Annotated in this window: 16 protein-coding genes; 12 read left to right on the plus strand and 4 right to left on the minus strand. The window is 63.0% G+C overall.

Annotated features, from left to right (window positions below):
* Window positions 1–99 precede the first annotated feature (99 nt).
* The gene (gene fdxA / locus GYH35_RS05230) at window positions 100–423 is read left to right on the plus strand and encodes a ferredoxin FdxA (RefSeq protein WP_129645011.1); all 324 of its coding nucleotides are present in this window, start codon (window positions 100–102) and stop codon (window positions 421–423) included.
* Window positions 424–480: 57 nt separating this feature from the next.
* On the opposite strand, the gene GYH35_RS05235 is transcribed toward fdxA, so the two are convergent.
* Complete coding sequence (locus GYH35_RS05235) at window positions 481–1,227, minus strand: DsbC family protein (protein WP_161814633.1); 747 nt, start codon at window positions 1,225–1,227, stop codon at window positions 481–483.
* 278 nt (window positions 1,228–1,505) lie between these two features.
* Entirely contained in the window at window positions 1,506–2,408 is a 903-nt protein-coding gene (xerD, locus tag GYH35_RS05240; protein ID WP_161814634.1) for a site-specific tyrosine recombinase XerD, read from the minus strand.
* A 255-nt stretch (window positions 2,409–2,663) separates the two neighbouring features.
* Here xerD and GYH35_RS05245 point away from each other — a divergent pair, with 255 nt between their 5' ends.
* The 4 genes from GYH35_RS05245 to GYH35_RS05260 all read left to right on the plus strand — a co-directional run bounded on the left by GYH35_RS05245 (window position 2,664) and on the right by GYH35_RS05260 (window position 7,136).
* A complete protein-coding gene (locus tag GYH35_RS05245) occupies window positions 2,664–3,461 on the plus strand; it encodes a lysophospholipid acyltransferase family protein (protein ID WP_161827829.1) in 798 nt (265 codons plus the stop codon).
* A 242-nt stretch (window positions 3,462–3,703) separates the two neighbouring features.
* On the plus strand, window positions 3,704–4,774 hold the full coding sequence (locus tag GYH35_RS05250) for a Glu/Leu/Phe/Val dehydrogenase (RefSeq protein WP_161827830.1): 1,071 nt from the start codon (window positions 3,704–3,706) through the stop codon (window positions 4,772–4,774).
* 170 nt (window positions 4,775–4,944) lie between these two features.
* Window positions 4,945–6,123 carry an acetyl-CoA C-acyltransferase gene (locus GYH35_RS05255; protein ID WP_161827831.1) on the plus strand — a complete coding sequence of 393 codons (1,179 nt, stop codon included), beginning with the start codon at window positions 4,945–4,947 and terminating at the stop codon, window positions 6,121–6,123.
* 122 nt (window positions 6,124–6,245) lie between these two features.
* Entirely contained in the window at window positions 6,246–7,136 is an 891-nt protein-coding gene (locus GYH35_RS05260) for a PAS domain-containing protein (RefSeq protein ID WP_161827832.1), read from the plus strand.
* 243 nt (window positions 7,137–7,379) lie between these two features.
* Here the strand turns inward: GYH35_RS05260 and GYH35_RS05265 are convergent, their stop codons facing one another.
* Window positions 7,380–7,883, minus strand: a complete 504-nt coding sequence (locus GYH35_RS05265; protein WP_202624089.1) for a hypothetical protein — start codon at window positions 7,881–7,883, stop codon at window positions 7,380–7,382.
* Window positions 7,884–8,014: 131 nt separating this feature from the next.
* A complete protein-coding gene (locus GYH35_RS05270; RefSeq protein WP_161814641.1) occupies window positions 8,015–8,824 on the minus strand; it encodes a FadR/GntR family transcriptional regulator in 810 nt (269 codons plus the stop codon).
* Between the two features lie 114 nt (window positions 8,825–8,938).
* On the opposite strand from GYH35_RS05270, the gene GYH35_RS05275 reads away from it, so the two are divergent.
* From GYH35_RS05275 to zapE, 7 genes are all read left to right on the plus strand, one after another.
* On the plus strand, window positions 8,939–10,096 hold the full coding sequence (locus GYH35_RS05275; RefSeq protein ID WP_161814642.1) for an isovaleryl-CoA dehydrogenase: 1,158 nt from the start codon (window positions 8,939–8,941) through the stop codon (window positions 10,094–10,096).
* A gap of 93 nt (window positions 10,097–10,189) precedes the next feature.
* A complete protein-coding gene (locus GYH35_RS05280) occupies window positions 10,190–10,978 on the plus strand; it encodes an enoyl-CoA hydratase-related protein (RefSeq protein WP_161827833.1) in 789 nt (262 codons plus the stop codon).
* Window positions 10,979–11,110: 132 nt separating this feature from the next.
* Entirely contained in the window at window positions 11,111–11,872 is a 762-nt protein-coding gene (locus GYH35_RS05285) for an SDR family oxidoreductase (protein ID WP_161814644.1), read from the plus strand.
* A gap of 20 nt (window positions 11,873–11,892) precedes the next feature.
* On the plus strand, window positions 11,893–12,660 hold the full coding sequence (locus tag GYH35_RS05290) for an SDR family NAD(P)-dependent oxidoreductase (RefSeq protein WP_161814645.1): 768 nt from the start codon (window positions 11,893–11,895) through the stop codon (window positions 12,658–12,660).
* Window positions 12,661–12,715: 55 nt separating this feature from the next.
* A complete protein-coding gene (locus tag GYH35_RS05295) occupies window positions 12,716–14,329 on the plus strand; it encodes an electron transfer flavoprotein-ubiquinone oxidoreductase (RefSeq protein ID WP_161814646.1) in 1,614 nt (537 codons plus the stop codon).
* 27 nt (window positions 14,330–14,356) lie between these two features.
* Window positions 14,357–16,309, plus strand: a complete 1,953-nt coding sequence (locus tag GYH35_RS05300; RefSeq protein ID WP_161827834.1) for an acetoacetate--CoA ligase — start codon at window positions 14,357–14,359, stop codon at window positions 16,307–16,309.
* Between the two features lie 58 nt (window positions 16,310–16,367).
* Window positions 16,368–17,480, plus strand: a complete 1,113-nt coding sequence (zapE, locus tag GYH35_RS05305; protein WP_161827835.1) for a cell division protein ZapE — start codon at window positions 16,368–16,370, stop codon at window positions 17,478–17,480.
* The last annotated feature ends 6 nt before the right edge of the window (window positions 17,481–17,486 follow it).

Genomic DNA, 17,486 nt, shown 5'->3' on the forward strand with positions numbered 1-17,486 from the left:
GCGCGATAGCCAACCCGCCTCGCATCCCCGCGCCCCCTTTGGCACAATGCGCAGCCTCAAAGCGGGTGCCGCCCGAAGCGATTTGCGGAGTTGTAGCCGATGACTTTCGTCGTCACTGAAAACTGCATCAAGTGCAAGTACACCGACTGCGTGGAGGTGTGCCCGGTCGACTGTTTCCACGAAGGTCCGAACTTCCTGGTCATCGATCCGGACGAATGCATCGACTGCACGCTGTGCGAGCCGGAGTGCCCGGCCGAAGCGATTTTCTCGGAAGAGGAACTGCCGGAGGGGCAGCAGCACTTCAAGCAGCTCAATGCCGAGCTGACCAAGTCGTGGCCGGTGATCACCGAGAAAAAGGCCATGCCCGCCGACGCCAAGGAATGGGACGGCAAGCCGGACAAGTTGAAGTTGCTGGAGCGCTGAGAGCAGCGCCGAATCGATCGCTCACCCGCCGCCCGGCGGGTGAGCTTGAATCCCGTCTTATTCCACGCCTTCCAGCCGACCGATCATCTGGTCGGGCGCCAGATAGCCGCCGATGTACTCGCCGGTGTCGGTGAAGATGGCCGGCGTGCCGCGCACCCCGAGCTTCTCACCCAGCTGGAACTGCTTGGCGACCGGCGCAGAGCACTGCGGAGCCTTGACGGCTTTGCCCGCCTTGGCGTCGGTGATGGCTTTCTTGCGGTCGATCGAGCACCACACCGCTTCCATCTTGGCCCAGTCTTCGGTGCCCGGACCGGCACGCGGATACGCCAGATAGCGCACCTGCACGCCGCGATCGTTCAGCTGGGCGATTTCGCTGTGGAGCTTGCGGCAGTAACCGCACTCGACGTCGGTGAACACCGTAATGGTGTGCCTCACCTTGGCCGGCTTGAACACGATCATGTCCTTCTCATCGAGCTTGGCGAGCGCCTGCATGCGGCCCTTCTGCCGGCCGTTCTCGGTGAGATTGGTGCGGGAATCGATCTCGTACATATCGCCGGCGATGAGGAATTTGCCGTCGCCGCTGATGTAGGCGATCTCGCCCCCCATCTGGACCTCGTAGATGTCCTTCATGGGCGAGGCGCGCACCTCGTCGATCTTCATCTCGGGGAACTTCTTGGCGATCGCCGCGCGAATCGCAGCATCGGCCGCCTTGGCGGGCGCCGCCGGCTCGGCCGCCGACGCGGAAGTAGCCGCCAGGGTCGCCAAAGACAAGTTGGCGAACAGACACAACAACAGTTTTTTCATGAGAACTCTCGTGACCCTCGCCCGATTCGAGCCTGCGCGGCGGCGCAAGTTCAATGGCACTTCGGCTTGAGGAGGCGAACGGAGTCTACCAGGAGCCCCGTTGCGGGCGAGAGTACGTTGGGGCAAAGACCGGAGGCCCTCAATCGCCGTACGGCTCAAACAGGACATCCCTGCAATCAGACGCCGGCTCGGTTCGAGCCGCACGGCTCAAACAGGATATGCCTGCAATCACCGCCGACGTGTTCCGAGCCGTACGGCGATTGAGGGCTTCTTCGTCTTCAGCCGCGCGGGTGATGAAGGGCATGCAGCTCCTTCATGCGTTCCCGGGCCACGTGGGTATAGATCTGTGTGGTCGACAGGTCGCTATGCCCCAACAGCATCTGCACGACGCGCAGGTCGGCGCCATGGTTCAGCAGGTGTGTGGCAAATGCATGACGCAGTGTATGAGGCGACAACGCCTTCTGCACACCGGCCTTCTGCGCATAGCGCTTGATGATGTGCCAGAACGCCTGGCGCGTCATGCGATCGCCACGGCGCGTGGGGAACAGGTAGTCCGTCTGGCGCTCCAACAGGATTTCCAGACGCGGGCCGTTCATGAACTTCTGCAGCCAGGACACGGCTTCTTCGCCCAGCGGAATCAGCCGTTCGCGATCGCCCTTGCCGACGATGCGCAGCACGCCCTGGTTCATGTTCACCTGACTGGATTTCAGGTTCACGAGCTCCGATACGCGCAGGCCCGTGGCGTACAGCACCTCGAGCATGCAGCGGTCGCGATGGCCCAGCGGATCCTCGATCACCGGCGCCTTCAGCAGCGCTTCGACCTCTTCCTCGGTCAGCGACTTCGGCAGCGAGCGGCCGATCTTCGGCATCGCAATCTGCGCGGTCGGATCTTCCTTGATGGCGCCGTCGCGAATCAGGTAACGGTAGAATCGACGAAAGCTGGAAAGCTGGCGGGCCGTGGAGCGCGGACGCGCACCGGCTTCGACTCGATAGGCGATGAACGCCAACAGGTCGGCTCGCTTGGCGTCGACACTGGAGGTGCCTCGCGTCTGCAGCCAACGGTCGAGTGCGGTCAGGTCGGCGCGGTAAGCGGACAGCGTGTTGGGCGACAGACCGCGCTCCATCCACACTGCGTCGAGAAAGCGGTCGATGGCCGCCAACGACGGCGTCGTCTCCGGCATATCGTCGCCTGACCTCGAGTAAACTGATGCTTTGGTTACGCTGCTCATCGCCTTTAGGTATACGCCGTGATCGCTCACGACAGACCGGTAAATCGATGGCGGCCAGTATGGAGACCGGGTCTGGCGCTGGGCGTGATTACAATCACAGAACCCCGGCGGGGTTTACATAAAAGAGACTTAGTTCACAGAAAACGACCGCTAAACGAAACTCATGCCAGCACAACATAAAATTCCCCGTGACTTCTGTGTCGAGTTATGACTGACGGCTGGCTGCGCGCGCCCTGGACGATCGTCCGGACGGTGTTCGAAATCATTTACGGATTGTATGTGCTGACGGTGTTCCTGCTGTTTGGCTTGAGCGCCTTCGTCGCAGTTTTACTGCCTTTCGGGATCAAGACACGTCGGCATATTGCTCACTTCGCCGGCCGCGCATTTTTTGCGGTCGCCGGTTTGCGACTGCGCGTGCTCGACGAGCATCTGTTGCCGAGCGGGCCGTGCGTGGTGGTCGCCAATCACGCCAGTTACCTCGATGGCATCGTGCTCAAAGCCGCCCTGCCCGCACGCTTCTCGTTCGTCATCAAGAAAGAGTTCAGCCGCGTGCCGCTCGCCGGTCTGCTGTTGAGGCGCATCGGCTCGGAATTCGTGGACCGCTTCAACCGCCACGCCGGCGGCATGGATGCGAGACGCCTGTTGAAAGCCGCCGACGCCGGCCAGGCGCTCGCGTTCTTCCCCGAAGGCACGTTCCTGGCGGAGCCGGGGCTCGGTAAATTTCACAGCGGCGCATTCACCATCGCGGCGCGTGTCGATCTGCCCGTCGTGCCGCTCGTGCTGAAGGGCACGCGTTACGTCCTGCCCTCCGGCCGGTTCCTGCCGCGTCCCGGGCGCATCGACATTCACGTCCTGCCCTCGATCGGCCCGATGCGGGAGATGAAGCATTCGGACGCCGTCGTCCACACCCGCGATCTGGCGCACGCACGCATCCTTGCAGAATTGGGCGAACCGGACCTGTCGTCGAACGACGGCATTGCCGCGCTTCACTCCAAACGCAGCTGATTAAAACGAGGGATCGGGCATTACGCTGCGCAGTCCTGCTCCGCGTAAGCCCTGGGTGTACACCCGCTCGGCGGAGCGAAGCATGCTTCGCCGAAAGGCACCGCCGAGCCCTGCCACGACCCTCGTGCGAGTCGGCAAAAGGCGTGACTTTTGCCGCCCGCCCGCCGCCGATGGCGGCGGGGTACGTCCCTGTACCCAATGTGTCTATATAATCATCGCCTGCGGTTTTTCGAGGGACGGCGATGAACCTGTTCGAAGCGGTCGGCCGGCTCGGTCACGAGCAAGTGGTGTTCTTTCATCATCGTGAGAGCGGCCTGCGCTGCGTGATCGCGGTACACAACACTGCGCTGGGCCCGGCGCTCGGCGGCCTGCGCATGTGGCCGTACGCAAACGAAGCGGACGCGGTGCGCGATGTGCTCAAGCACTCCGCCGACATGACTCACAAAGCCGCGCTCGCCGGCCTCAATCTCGGCGGCGCCAAAGGCGTGCTCATCGGCAATCCCGAAACCGACAAGAGCGAAGCGCTGTTTCGCGCGCTCGGCCGTTTCATTCAATCGCTCGGCGGCCGCTACATCACGACCGAAGATGTCGGCACCAACGCCGAGGACATGGAGCTGATCCGACAGGAAACGCGCCATGTCGTCGGTGTGCCGCAGTTGGTCGGTGGCAGCGGCGACCCGTCGCGCTTCACCGCGTTGGGCACCTTGCATGGCATTCGCGCCTGCATGGAATTCAAGCTCGGGCATGCGGACCTGCGACGCACGAGCTTCGCGGTGCAAGGTGCAGGGCAAGTCGGCTATCACCTGGCGAAATCGCTGCGCGCCGCCGGCGCGAAGGTGTTCATCACCGATATCAATGAAGAACGCATCGAGCACGCCGTTGCCGAGTTCGGCGCCGAGGCGGTGCCGATGTCACATATCTACGATGTCGAGGCGGATGTTTTCTCGCCGTGCGCGCTGAGTGCCGTGATCAATGAGGACACCGTGCCTCGACTGCGTTGTCGCATCGTCGCGGGCGGCGCCAACAATCAGCTCGAATCCGAAGAGCTGGGCACCGAGCTGGATCGTCGCGGCATTCTTTACGCGCCCGACTACGCCATCAACGCTGGCGGGCTGATGAACAGCGCGATCGAGCTGGAGGGATATAACGAGGACCGCGCCCTGCGAAGCGTCGCGCGCATCCACGATATCATCAGTCGAATACTCACCCTCGCCGCCCGTAACAACATCCCCACCTGGCAAGCGGCGCGGCGGCTCGCCGAAGAGCGGATTACCGCCCTCAGTCGCATAAAATTGCCTTACGGCGGCCGATAACGTTCGACATTTTTGCAGCCTGCGCGCGCCTTATTGCACTGCATACAAACTCGGCGTACGCTGGGTACTTGCAAGTAAGTTTAGGAGCCGCCATAACTGGCGATGCGCTCCTGAGCGGATCTTTTTCGTACCGAATCGCCGCCCTTTACTGACAGCAGTCGAGCATTCCCATGAGCGAACAGGTTTACATCGTTGCCGCCCGTCGCACCCCGATCGGCGCTTTCCAGGGTGCCCTCAGTCCGTTGACGTCCCCGCAGCTCGGCGCGGCAGCCGTGCAGGCCGCGATCAAGGACTCCGGTTTGTCGGCCGAGCAGATCGACGAGACCATTCTCGGTTGCGTGCTCATGGCCGGCATCGGCCAGGCGCCCGGCCGTCAGGCCGCGCTCGCCGGCGGCGTGCCGCAGAAAGTGCCGGCAACGACGATCAACAAGATGTGCGGCTCCGGCTTGAAGGCCGTGATGATGGCCGCCGATCAGATTCGCGCGGGCTCGGCCAACGTCGTGCTCGCTGGCGGTATCGAGTCGATGACCAATGCGCCTTATCTGATTCCGAAGGCCCGCGGCGGTCTGCGCATGGGTCATTCGGAAATTCTCGATCACATGTTCTTCGACGGTCTGCAGAGCCCGTTCGACGGCAAGATGATGGGCTCGTTCGCCGAGGCGACGGCCGCCAAGTACGGCTTCACTCGTCAGCAGCAGGATGAGTTCGCCGCCGAGTCGGTGCGTCGCGCGCTGGCCGCTGTGGAAGGCGCGGCGTTCAGCAACGAAGTTGCTCCGGTCACCGTGAAAGATCGCAAAGGCGAGCGCGTGGTCGCGAAGGACGAAACGCCGTTCACTTGTGACATCAGCAAGATCCCGAGTTTGAAGCCGGCGTTCGCGAAGGACGGCACCGTCACGGCCGCGAGCTCTTCTTCGATCTCCGACGGCGCCGCTGCCCTGCTCATCGCGAGCGCCAGCGCGGTACGCCAGCACAATCTCAAGCCGCTGGCGCGCATCGTCGGTTACACCAGCCACGCGCAGGCTCCGGAATGGTTCACGACCGCGCCGGTCGGTGCGATTCAGTCCGTGCTCGCGAAGACCGGCTGGTCCGCCGGCGACGTCGATTTGTATGAAATCAACGAAGCGTTCGCCGTCGTGACCATGGCAGCGATCAAAGATGTCGGCCTGGATCACGCCAAGGTCAACGTCAACGGCGGCGCTTGCGCGCTCGGCCATCCGATCGGCGCCACCGGCGCTCGCATCCTCACGACGCTGGTCCACGCGCTGCGTAATCGCAATCTGAAGCGCGGTGTCGCGTCGCTGTGCATCGGCGGCGGCGAAGCGACGGCGCTCGCAGTCGAAATCATCTAAGTCGAGTGTGTGTTCGGGGCAACGAATCCTGACGGGTTCGTTGCCCCGATTTTTTTTAAGCGCCATCCGCAAGGAACCAAGGCGGCGGCGCGCGCCTTCCACGTTGATAAGTGGAGGCAACTATGCACGCAAAGCCCGGTCGTGTAGGGCTTGCAGGTGGTCATCGCTACCACAGCCTCGATGCGACGAGACTAGTCGAGCGCAAGCTGCGCGAGAGCCAGGAGCGGCTCCACGCATTCCTGCTGGCGAGCACTACGTCGATGTATCGAATGAGCGCCGACTGGAGCGAGATGCGCGAGCTCGACGGCCAGGGCTTCCTGTCCGATACGGCGTCGCCAAGAACCAACTGGCTGCAATCGTATATTCCCGTCGATGAGCAGCGGCGCGTGCTGGCGGCGATCGCCGAAGCCATACGCACCAAGAGCATGTTCGATTTGGAACATCGCGTGCAGCTGGCGGACGGCAGCCTCGGCTGGACACACTCGCGAGCCGTACCCATGCTCGATGAGCGTGGCGAAATCGTCGAGTGGTTCGGCGCGGCGACGGATATCACCGAACGCAAACGCATGGAAGACGCGTTGCGCGCCGGCGAAGAGCGGTTCCGTTTGTTATATGAGGCGCAGCACACCGCGCATCTGGTGCTCTCTCCCGATCTCATCATCGAGGCGGTCTCCGAACCGTATGCGCAGGCCACGCTGACTCGCGAGACGGATCTGGTCGGCAAACACATGTTCGACGCCTTTCCAGATAACCCCGACGATCCTCAGGCCACGGGCCAGACCGCGCCGCCAGACCAGTCCGTCATCCATCAGAACGATATCCGGCGCCGGCGTGACTTCGCGAATGAGCTGGGTGGCGGAAGCCGTCTGTCCGCAAAAATGGAAGGCCGAATCCCCGCTGCAAAAAGCGCAGGTCGAGGCGCAGACATCGGCGGGGGCACCCGGACAGGCGACTTGCCATTGATTGCTGCCAACGAGAGAAGCCGATGCTTGCATGTGTGCGGATCCGAGTAGCGCATCCAAAAGCGACCTTCGATGCGCCTGGGCATTGTTCTTTGCCCGCCTGATCCGCGGCGTGCTGCTTATCGAAAGTTGAGCAAAGTCTACGCAGCCGCTTGGGCCAGACAATCGGGAAAGTTTGACTAAACGACGGAATGCACGCCCCCTGCCTCCAGCACTGACCGGGTTGACCCGACAACGTGCGCATTGCCGCCGGGCCCCGGTCCATCGGGCCCGGCGTTTTTTCTTGTATTCGCATCAGCACGCGCCACGCACATCAGGCAGCAGACACCCAGTCGTCTGATCCGCAAGCGGCGGGGAGGCGATTCCGTTGGTGGTGTCCGTGAGCAGCACATTGGTGTAGCTGACCTGCGCCAGCCCCATGGTTTGCCCCGGCGGGCACGAGAAGGAACCAGAACCCGGCGGATGCACGATCAAGCTCGCGGTGATCGAGCCATTTTTGCCGGAGTTGAATGTACCCTCGGCGCTGACATCTGCCGCGACGGTCGTCTTGTTGGCAGCCGACGGATTCGCGCTGCCGCCGTTGATGCAAACATACGTGGCCGTGGCACTGGCGCTGCACACGTAAGTGATATTCTGATTGTTGCCCAGCCCGGCCTCCTTCCAGCTGCACGTCAGATCCCCGTTGTCGAAGTTGATGGCGTCCGAGGCGCGCAGGAAATGAGGGCTCGCCGCCAGCGCGACTCCCGTGCCGATCGCGATGACACCCGCAAGCATCAAGCAACGCTTCATAGCTTTCATGTTCAGTCCCTCCTGATGAGCTGATTGCTTCGACTCAAGCAAGGGCGACTGTAAGGACTCCGGATTGGAATCCCCATGCATCCAGCGTTCTAGCGTGGTGGTGCTAGAACGTTCGATTTACGCGCTATCCCTTATACGGAAATCGGCGTATCCGGCGAGATCCCCGCGACTTCATAACCGCGCTTGAAGTCGCGCACATGTTTCGACATCCACTTCCTCGCCTCGTCCGCATTCTTATCTCTCACCGCGTTGATGATGCGCCTCTGCGCATCTGTGATACGGGCGCGAGCTTGGGGGACGGTGTCGATCATTCGGGCCAGCGACGGCGCCAGACACTGAGCCAAGGACTGTTTCGCCAGCACGAGCACCTGATTGCGCGACGCTGCGCCGAGCTGCTCGAAAAACAGCGCGACGATATTCACCGAAGTTGGATCGCCTTCCGGAGAATCGCGGAACGCCTCGCTGGTCTGTGTGAGTGCGACCAGGTCCGCCTGGTTCCGGCGCATCGCGGCCAGCGCCGCGACTTCCGGCTCGATCACCATCATCGCTTCCCAAACGTCGACGAACGACACCTCGTGCAACACCAGCGCGTGGCGCATGCCCGAAGCCACCTTCGCCGCTTCGGGCCGGCTGACGATCATGCGCTTCGCCCCGGGCGGGCGCGCCACCAGGCCGGCGTTTTCCAATTGACGTAGCGCTTCGCGCACCGTCGACCGGTGCACGCGAAACTGTTGCGCGAGTTCCAGCTCGGCCGGCAGGACATCGCCCTCTCGCAGCGCGCGCGACAAAATTTTATGTTCGATAGCCGAGGAAACCTTGATGTATGCAGGCGCGCGCTCGACCGGATCGAACATGGACGCGTTGTCGGCGGTTTCAGACGCGACCAGTGCGGCGGCTCCTGCGCGGCGTGGGCGGGCTGCGGATATCGTCTTTTTTTTCATGACCATAGTGGGAAGACGCGAACGCGGTTATTGACTAAAAGACGGACTGTCGGACAATAGGGCAAATCGTAAGCCGGCGCCATCCGCCGGACCAGCACATGACCGGGGGCCGCCGTGGAAGATTTCGATTTCGGTTTGGGTGAAGATCTGGACGCATTGCGCGCCACGGTAGCGAAGTTTGCGAGCGAACGCATCGCTCCGCTCGCCGCCGATATCGACCGCACCAACAAATTCCCGCGCGAGCTGTGGCCGGAGCTGGGCGAGCTCGGCCTGCTCGGCATCACCGTCGAGGACGAGTACGGCGGCAGCGGCCTGGGCTACCTGGCCCACGTCCTCGCAATGGAAGAGATCAGCCGCGCTTCGGCGTCGGTGGGCCTGTCGTACGGCGCGCACTCGAATCTGTGCGTCAACCAGCTGCGCCGTTGGGGCACGCCCGCACAGAAGGAACGCTACCTGCCCCGCCTCATCACCGGCGAGCATCTCGGCGCGTTGGCGATGAGCGAGCCCGGCGCCGGCTCCGACGTGGTCGGCATGGGCACGCGCGCCGTGAAGAAAGGCGACAAGTACGTCCTGAACGGCAACAAGATGTGGATCACCAACGGCCCGACCGCCGAGACGCTCGTCGTCTACGCGACGCTCGATCCCGAGCTCGGCGCGCGCGGCATCACGGCGTTCATCATCGAACGCGGCATGAAAGGTTTCTCGACCGCACAGAAGCTCGACAAGCTCGGCATGCGCGGCTCCGACACCTGCGAGCTGGTGTTCCAGGATTGCGAAGTGCCCGCCGAAAACGTGCTGCATCAGGAAGGTAAAGGCGTGCAGGTGTTGATGAGCGGTCTGGACTATGAGCGTGTGGTGCTGGCGGGCGGAGCGCTCGGCATCATGCGGGCTTGCATGGATGTTGTCATCCCCTACACGCACGAGCGTCGTCAGTTCGGACGAGCCATCGGCACGTTCCAGCTCATGCAAGGAAAGATCGCCGACATGTACACGACCATGAACGCCTGTCGCGCTTACGTTTATTCCGTCGCCGCCGCCTGCGATCGCGGCAAAGTCACGCGCTTCGACGCGGCCGGCTGCATCCTGCAGGCCTCCGAGAAAGCGACGTGGATGGCGCTGGAAGCGATTCAGACGCTCGGCGGCAACGGCTATATCAACGATTACCCCACCGGCCGCCTGCTGCGCGACGCGAAGCTGTATGAAATCGGCGCGGGCACCAGCGAAATCCGCCGCATGCTGATCGGCCGCGAGATTTTCGAAGCGACCGCTTGAGACCAGGCAACTGTCGCATGTAGTCATGCATTGCATGCGACCTCTGCCCTAACGTATTTATTCCGCGCCATTTTCCGCGCGAGAGCTCATGCAATGTCAACCGTCACCACCAACATCGATTCCCGAGGCGTTGCGACGCTGACTCTCAACCGCCCGGAAAAGCACAACGCGCTCGACGGCGCGACCATGGGCGAAATGGTTGAGGCGTTGACCCGGCTCGGCGGCGAGCCGAAAACGCGCGTCGTCGTGCTCACCGGCGCGGGTGCGAGTTTCTGTGCCGGCGCCGACATCGGTCACATGCGCTCGATGTTGAATTTTTCCGAAGAGCAGAACGTCGCCGACGCGCAGGTGCTGGCGAAGCTGCTGCGCAAGCTCGATGAATTCGAGCTGCCCATCATCGCGCGCGTCAATGGCAATACGTTCGGTGGCGGCGTCGGCCTGGTGGCCTGCGCAGACATCGCAATCGGCGCCGCCACCGCGAAATTCGCATTGACTGAAGTGCGACTCGGCATCGTGCCCGCGGCGATCTCTCCTTACGTCGTCGAGGCGATCGGCAGCCGTCAGGCGCGACGTTTGTTTCTCACTGCAGCACCCTTCACGGCCGACGAAGCCAAAGAGCTGGGATTGCTGCATCTCACAGCGGCGCCCGAACAGCTCGATCAACTCGTCAACGAACAGATCGATCATTTGCTGCGTGGGGGGCCGCAGGCCGTGCGTGCGGCAAAACAGCTGGTGAAGCGTGTCGCGCACTTCCACGATCGCGACGTGCTTGGCGATGAAACGGCGCGCCTGCTGGCGCGTTTGCGCGTCAGTCCCGAGGGCAAGGAAGGCCTGTCGGCGTTTCTGGAGCGCCGCAAGGCGGGCTGGGTGCCACAGGAGTAATTGGCCACCGTTGTCTTAGTGAAACTGGCTGGCGGAACAACGCGCCGGCCGTAGATTTATCGGTGTTTACCTCTTTGTGCAACGCAAAATTCGGGGTAACATCCGAGCCCTTTGAACAGGTCTGGGGAAGCCATGCAGCTGGACGGAAAGCTAGTCGCCATCACCGGCAGCGGTCGCGGCATCGGCCGCGCAATGGCGTTGGCGTTCGCTCAGAAGCGCGCGAACCTCGCGTTGATCGACCTCAATGCCGAGGACCTCGCCCAGACCAAAGCGCTGTGCGAATCCGCAGGCGTCCGCGCCGAAACCTATGTTTGTAACGTCACGCGCGAGCAGGAAGTCGAAAGCACGCTCGATCGGATCGTCAGCGACTTCGGCCGCCTCGAAGTGATGATCAACAATGCCGGCATCACCAAGGATGCGCTGCTGGTCAAAGTGCAGGACGGCAAGGTGGTCGGCAAGATGTCCATGGATCAATGGCGCGCCGTCGTCGATGTAAATCTAACAGGCGTATTTCTAGGCGCGCGCGAAGCCGCTGCGCGCATGGCCACGCTGGGCAATGGCGGCGTCATCATCAGCACCTCGAGCATTTCCCGCGCCGGCAACATGGGCCAGTCGAACTACTCCGCCACCAAGGCCGGCGTAGTTTCCATGACCGTAGTGTGGGCAAAGGAGCTCGCGCGCTACGGCATCCGCACCGGCGCGATCGCTCCGGGCTTTACGCGCACCGAAATTCTCGACACGATGAAACCCGAGATGATCGAGCGCGCCGTCAATGCAGTGCCGCTGCGGCGCATGGCGGAACCGGCCGAAATGGCCCACGCCGCGATCTTCATCGCGGAGAACGATTATTTTTCCGGCCGCGTCATCGAAGTCGATGGCGGCCAGCGAATCTGAAGAGCTGAGAAGGGGCAACCATGAAGTTGAATGAAGTGCGAGCCGTCATCACGGGCGGCGCCTCGGGCCTGGGTCACGCAGTCGCGCAGCGGCTGATCGGCGCCGGCGGCAAAGTCACATTGCTCGATGTGAACGAAGCAGCGGGCCAGGCTGCGGCGCAAGCGCTCGGCAGCAGCGCGTTCTTTTCAACAGTGGATGTCACCAATGAGGCGGCCGTCGACGCCGCGGTCGCCAAGGCCAAGAGCGACATGGGAGGCTTGAATCTGGCGGTGAACTGCGCCGGCGTCGCCTGGCCCCGTCGTATCGTCAACAAGGAAGGCGCCATGCCCGGCGACTTCTTCCGCAAGGTGGTCGAGATCAATCTGGTCGGCACGCTGCTGGTCGCGAAAGCCGCCGCCGCGCAGATGGGCACCAACGCGCAGAACGAAGAAGGTGAGCGCGGCGTGATCGTGATGACCGCGTCGGTGGCCGCGTTCGACGGCCAGATCGGCCAGGTCGCCTACTCCGCGTCCAAGGCCGCCGTCGCCGGCATGACGCTGCCGATGGCGCGCGATCTTTCCACCGCCGGCATTCGCGTCATGACCATCGCTCCGGGCATCTTCAAGACGCCGATGATGGCGTCGCTGCCGCAGGAAGCGCAGGACTCGCTCGGCAAGCAAGTGCCGTTCCCGCCGCGCCTGGGCCGCCCTGAAGAGTACGCAGCGCTGGTCGCGCACATCTGCGAGAACTCGATGCTGAACGGCGAAGTCATCCGTTTGGACGGTGCGATCCGCATGGCGCCGAAATAAGACTCGCGCATCAGAACGACAAGACGCGAGCGGACACAGCCCACGAGACTCAGCCATGACCGAACGTGAAGTAATGGAATATGACGTCGTGATCGTCGGCGCCGGCCCTGCGGGGTTGGCGTGCGCGATCCGGCTCAAACAACTCAAGCCCGATCTGAACATCTGCGTGCTGGAAAAGGCCTCGGCCGTGGGCGCGCATTCGTTATCGGGCGCGGTGCTGGAATCCGGCCCGCTCGAAGCGCTGCTGCCGAACTGGCGCACTGAGTACACCGGCATGAAAGTGCCCGCGGCCGAAGACGATGTGCGGCTGATGACGCGCACCGGCTCGTTCAAGCTGCCGAACTGGGCGGTGAACCTCTCGCCCATGAACAATCATGGCAATTTCATCGTCTCGCTCGGCCAGCTGACGCCCTGGATGGCGGCGCAGGCCGAGGCGCTCGGCGTCGATATCTTCCCGGGCTTCGCGGCCGCCGAAGCGGTGTTCGACGAGAACAGCGCCGTCAAGGGCGTGCGCATCGGCGACATGGGCATCGAGAAGAACGGCGAGCCTGGCCCGAACTACACACCCGGTGTGGAAATTCACGCCGGCACGACCGTGCTCGCCGAGGGCTCGCGTGGCTCGATGTCCAAGCAGCTGATCGCCAAATACAACTTGCGCGATGGCATCGATCCGCCGACGTTCGGCCTGGGCTTCAAGGAACTGTGGCAATTGCCGCCGGGCCGCGTGAAGCCGGGCCGCATCGAGCATGCGTTCGGCTGGCCGCTCGACACGGCAACGTATGGCGGCAGCTTCCTGTATCACCTCGACAACGATCGCGTGTACGTCGGCTACGTCGTGGGCCTGAACTACAAGGATCCGCGCCTGAAGCCGTTCGAGGCGTTCCAGCAGTTCAAGAATCATCCGCGCATCAAGCCGCTGCTCGAAGGCGGCGAAATCCTGGCTGCCGGCGCCCGCACGATTGCGGCGGGCGGCTATCAATCGCTGCCGCGCCTCGACATGCCGGGCGCCATGCTGATCGGCGATGCGGGCGGCACGCTCAATGTCTTCAAGATCAAGGGCATTCACCAGGCGATCCGTTCAGGCACGCTGGCCGCGGAACACCTGGCCGAGCAAGGCAAGGCCGCCGGTTTCGATGCCCGCTGGCGGAACTCCGCTGGGCACCGTGAATTGCACTCGGTGCGCAACTTCAAGCCGGCGTTCAAGCGCGGGCTGTACTTTGCGATGGTCAATGCCGGTATCGAATCGCTGCTAAAGGGCAAGGTGCCCTGGACGCTGCGCAATACCGCGGACTGGTCGTCACTGGAGAAGCTGAGCGACTATGCTTCGCCGGATCGCGGTTGGGGCGATCGCACACTGCCGCCGCGCGACCGTCTGGCGTCGGTGTTCTTCGCCGGCAACGTCCACGACGAAGCGCAACCGGCGCACCTGAAGGTGCTGGACACGTCGATCTGCGTCACTCGCTGTACCAAGGAATATGGAAACCCTTGCCAGAACTTCTGCCCGGCCGGCGTGTATGAAATGGTCGATGACGGCCAGGGCGGCCGCCGTCTGCAGATCAACGCGGCGAACTGCGTGCATTGCAAGGCGTGCGACATCAAGGACCCGTACGAGATCATCAACTGGACCACGCCGGAAGGCGGCTCCGGTCCGAACTACCAAAATATGTAGCTCGAGCTTCGCGGCGGGTGCCTGAATATGGAACCCGCCGCGAAGCCGATCTGGACTCCCTCCCCCGAGCGCGTTCGCAAAGCCGCGCTCACCCGCTTCTCCCATTACGTGCAGGAGCGTTACAAAGCGCCCGTGCACGACTACGCATCGCTGCACCATTGGTCGGTGGAGTTTCCCGAGCACTTCTGGAACGCGGTATGGGATTTTTGCGAGATCCGCTGCTCGCAGAACGCGCACCAGATCGTCGACGGCACCCGCATGCCGGGCACTCAATGGTTCGTCGGCGCGCTGCTGAACTACGCCGAGAATCTGATCCCCGTCGGCGACGATTCGATTGCCATCATCTTCCGCAACGAAAGCGGCGAGCGTCGCGAGCTGACGCGACGTGAGTTACGCAACGAGGTCGCCCGCGTCGCGGCCGGTTTGAAAGCGGCCGGCGTGAAGATCGGCGACCGCGTCGCCGGCTACTTACCCAACATTCCCGAAACCGTCATCGCCATGCTGGCCGCCACCAGCCTGGGCGCGATCTGGTCGTCATGCTCGCCGGACTTCGGCGCGAGCGCGGTCGTCGATCGCTTCGGGCAGATCAAACCACGCGTTCTGTTTGCCACCGACGGGTATCAATACGCCGGCAAACGCATTGACTGCCTGCCGACCGTCGCCGCCGTATGCAAACAGATCTCCAGCATCGAGCGGGTCGTGCTCGTGCCTTACCTGAATGCCGATGCGAAGGCCGAACAAGTGCCGCATGGCGCGCTGTTCAAGCTGTTCGGCAAGGCTGGCGCTCCGCTGACATTCACGCAGCTGCCGTTCGAGCAGCCGGCATTCATTCTGTATTCCTCCGGCACGACCGGCGCGCCGAAGTGCATCGTGCACAGCGCCGGCGGCGCCCTGCTCCAGCAGATGAAAGAAAACATTCTGCATTCGGACATGGGCCCCGAGGATCGATATTTCTATTTCACGACCTGCGGCTGGGTGATGTGGAATGCGCTGGCCAGCGGCCTGGCCACCGGCGCCACGATCGTGCTGTTCGACGGCGCGCCGTTGCAGCCGGATCCGAAAATCCTGTGGCGCGTGGCCTCCGAAGAACGCGTCACTATCTTCGGCACCGGCCCGAGATTTCTGACGACCTGCGAGCAGCAGGGCCTGCGACCGCGCGAGGAGTTCGATCTGAGCGCGCTGCGGACGGTGATATCGACCGGCGCGCCGCTGAGCCCGACCAGTTATCGATACGTTTACCGGGACGTGCATCCCGACGTGCAGCTCTCCTCCATTTCCGGCGGCACCGACCTCATGGCGTGCTTCGGCGCTGCCTGCCCGGTGCTGCCCGTCTATGAAGGCGAGATTCAGGCGCTCGGCTTGGGCATGAAAGTCGAAATCTTCGACGAGGCTGGCAAGCCGCTCGTCGGTCAGCAAGGCGAATTGGTGTGCACCCGGCCCTTCCCGTCCGTGCCCGTCGGTTTCTGGGGCGACACGCAGACCGACCGTTTCGTGGCCACTTACTTTTCGCGCTATCCGAATGTCTGGTGGCATGGCGACCTTGCCACCGTCACCTCCCGAGGCAGCCTGATCGTGCACGGCCGCTCCGATGCCGTGCTGAACCCCAGCGGCGTGCGCATCGGCACGGCCGAGCTGTATCGTCAGCTGGAGAAGATCGAGGAGGTGGTCGAGTCGGTCGCCATCGCTCAGGAATATCGGGGCGATGTGCGCATCCTGCTGTTCGTCCGCCTCCGCGACGGCCTGACCCTCGACGAGCCGCTGCGCGACAAGATCTGCCGGACCATTCGCGACAACACCTCGCCGCGCCACGTGCCGTCCAAGATCATCCAGGCGCCGGACCTGCCCAGAACGCTCAACGGCAAGCTGGTGGAGCTGGCGATCCGCGACGTAGTCCACGGCCGCACGCCCAAAAACCTCGCTGCCCTGGCCAATCCTGAAGCGCTGGACTTCTTCAAGCACCGGCCGGAACTGAAGGACTGAACCGAAAGCGCCGCTCCGGTACTATTGGCGCGACAGGACGATCCAAAAAGCTCGAGCAGTGCCCGACCACCCTACGCCCGCGACCACCGTCGCCGCCCTCTACGAAATCGAATGCGCCCGCCTCGGGTATCGACGCGATCCCGTGCAGGAGCGCGTCGTCGCGCACCTGGACGATTTGCGGCAGCGATTGCTGGCGCCGCAGCCCAAAGGGGGCCTGCTCAAGGGCTTGCTGTCGTCGCGCAAGGAACACCAGCTGCAGAAAGGCCTGTACATCTGGGGCGGCGTGGGCCGGGGCAAGACCTGGCTGATGGATCTGTTCTATCAATCCCTGCCGTTCAAGGACCGCCAGCGCAGCCATTTCCATCGCTTCATGCAATCGGTGCACGACGAGCTGAAGAAACATCAGGAGCGCGCCGACCCGCTGGAGCTGATCGCCGAAAAGATCGCCAGGAAGACGCGCATCATCTGCTTCGACGAGTTCTTCGTGTCCGATATCGCGGACGCGATGCTGCTGGGCACCCTCTTCCGCGGCTTGTTCGATCGCGGCGTGACGCTGGTGGCCACGTCGAACGTGCCGCCCGACGATCTTTACAAAGAAGGTCTGCAGCGCGCGCGCTTTCTCCCGGCGATCAAACTATTGAAAGAGAACACGCAAGTCATTCACGTCGACAGCAAAACGGACTATCGCCTGCGCCTGCTGGAAAAGGCGACGACCTGGTTCGATTCGCACGACGCGAAGACTACCCCCGCGCTCGTCACTCTGTTCGAAGCGATGGCCGGCGAGCCTGGCGCCGTCGATGCGACGCTCACGTTGAATCATCGCCGCTTGCACGCGAAGCGCCACGCCGGCGATGTCATCTGGTTCACGTTTAAGGAGCTGTGCGACGGTCCTCGCGGCCAGGCGGACTACATCGAGATTGCCCGCTGCTATCACACGGTGTTCGTCAGCGACATTCCCTCGCTCGGCGTCGAATCCGAGAATCAGACGCGCCGTTTCATCACGATGGTCGACGAGTTCTACGACCGCGCCGTCAAGATGATCGTTTCGGCCGAGAAGCCCGTGACCGACCTCTATCACGGCGCCAAGCTCAAATTTGAGTTCGAGCGTACGCAGAGCCGGCTGATCGAGATGCAGTCGCAGGAATATCTGGCGCGGCCGCATCAGGCGTGAGCGCAA

The organism is Steroidobacter agaridevorans (genome assembly GCF_009932555.1).
Classification (GTDB): domain Bacteria; phylum Pseudomonadota; class Gammaproteobacteria; order Steroidobacterales; family Steroidobacteraceae; genus Steroidobacter; species Steroidobacter agaridevorans.

Coding starts and splice junctions, on each gene's coding strand:
- fdxA (WP_129645011.1), top strand. CDS start 100: ATGACTTTCGTCGTCACTGAAAACTGCATCAAGTGCAAGTACACCGAC.
- GYH35_RS05235 (WP_161814633.1), bottom strand. CDS start 1,227: ATGAAAAAACTGTTGTTGTGTCTGTTCGCCAACTTGTCTTTGGCGACC.
- xerD (WP_161814634.1), bottom strand. CDS start 2,408: ATGCCGGAGACGACGCCGTCGTTGGCGGCCATCGACCGCTTTCTCGAC.
- GYH35_RS05245 (WP_161827829.1), top strand. CDS start 2,664: ATGACTGACGGCTGGCTGCGCGCGCCCTGGACGATCGTCCGGACGGTG.
- GYH35_RS05250 (WP_161827830.1), top strand. CDS start 3,704: ATGAACCTGTTCGAAGCGGTCGGCCGGCTCGGTCACGAGCAAGTGGTG.
- GYH35_RS05255 (WP_161827831.1), top strand. CDS start 4,945: ATGAGCGAACAGGTTTACATCGTTGCCGCCCGTCGCACCCCGATCGGC.
- GYH35_RS05260 (WP_161827832.1), top strand. CDS start 6,246: ATGCACGCAAAGCCCGGTCGTGTAGGGCTTGCAGGTGGTCATCGCTAC.
- GYH35_RS05265 (WP_202624089.1), bottom strand. CDS start 7,883: ATGAAAGCTATGAAGCGTTGCTTGATGCTTGCGGGTGTCATCGCGATC.
- GYH35_RS05270 (WP_161814641.1), bottom strand. CDS start 8,824: ATGAAAAAAAAGACGATATCCGCAGCCCGCCCACGCCGCGCAGGAGCC.
- GYH35_RS05280 (WP_161827833.1), top strand. CDS start 10,190: ATGTCAACCGTCACCACCAACATCGATTCCCGAGGCGTTGCGACGCTG.
- GYH35_RS05285 (WP_161814644.1), top strand. CDS start 11,111: ATGCAGCTGGACGGAAAGCTAGTCGCCATCACCGGCAGCGGTCGCGGC.
- GYH35_RS05290 (WP_161814645.1), top strand. CDS start 11,893: ATGAAGTTGAATGAAGTGCGAGCCGTCATCACGGGCGGCGCCTCGGGC.
- GYH35_RS05295 (WP_161814646.1), top strand. CDS start 12,716: ATGACCGAACGTGAAGTAATGGAATATGACGTCGTGATCGTCGGCGCC.
- GYH35_RS05300 (WP_161827834.1), top strand. CDS start 14,357: ATGGAACCCGCCGCGAAGCCGATCTGGACTCCCTCCCCCGAGCGCGTT.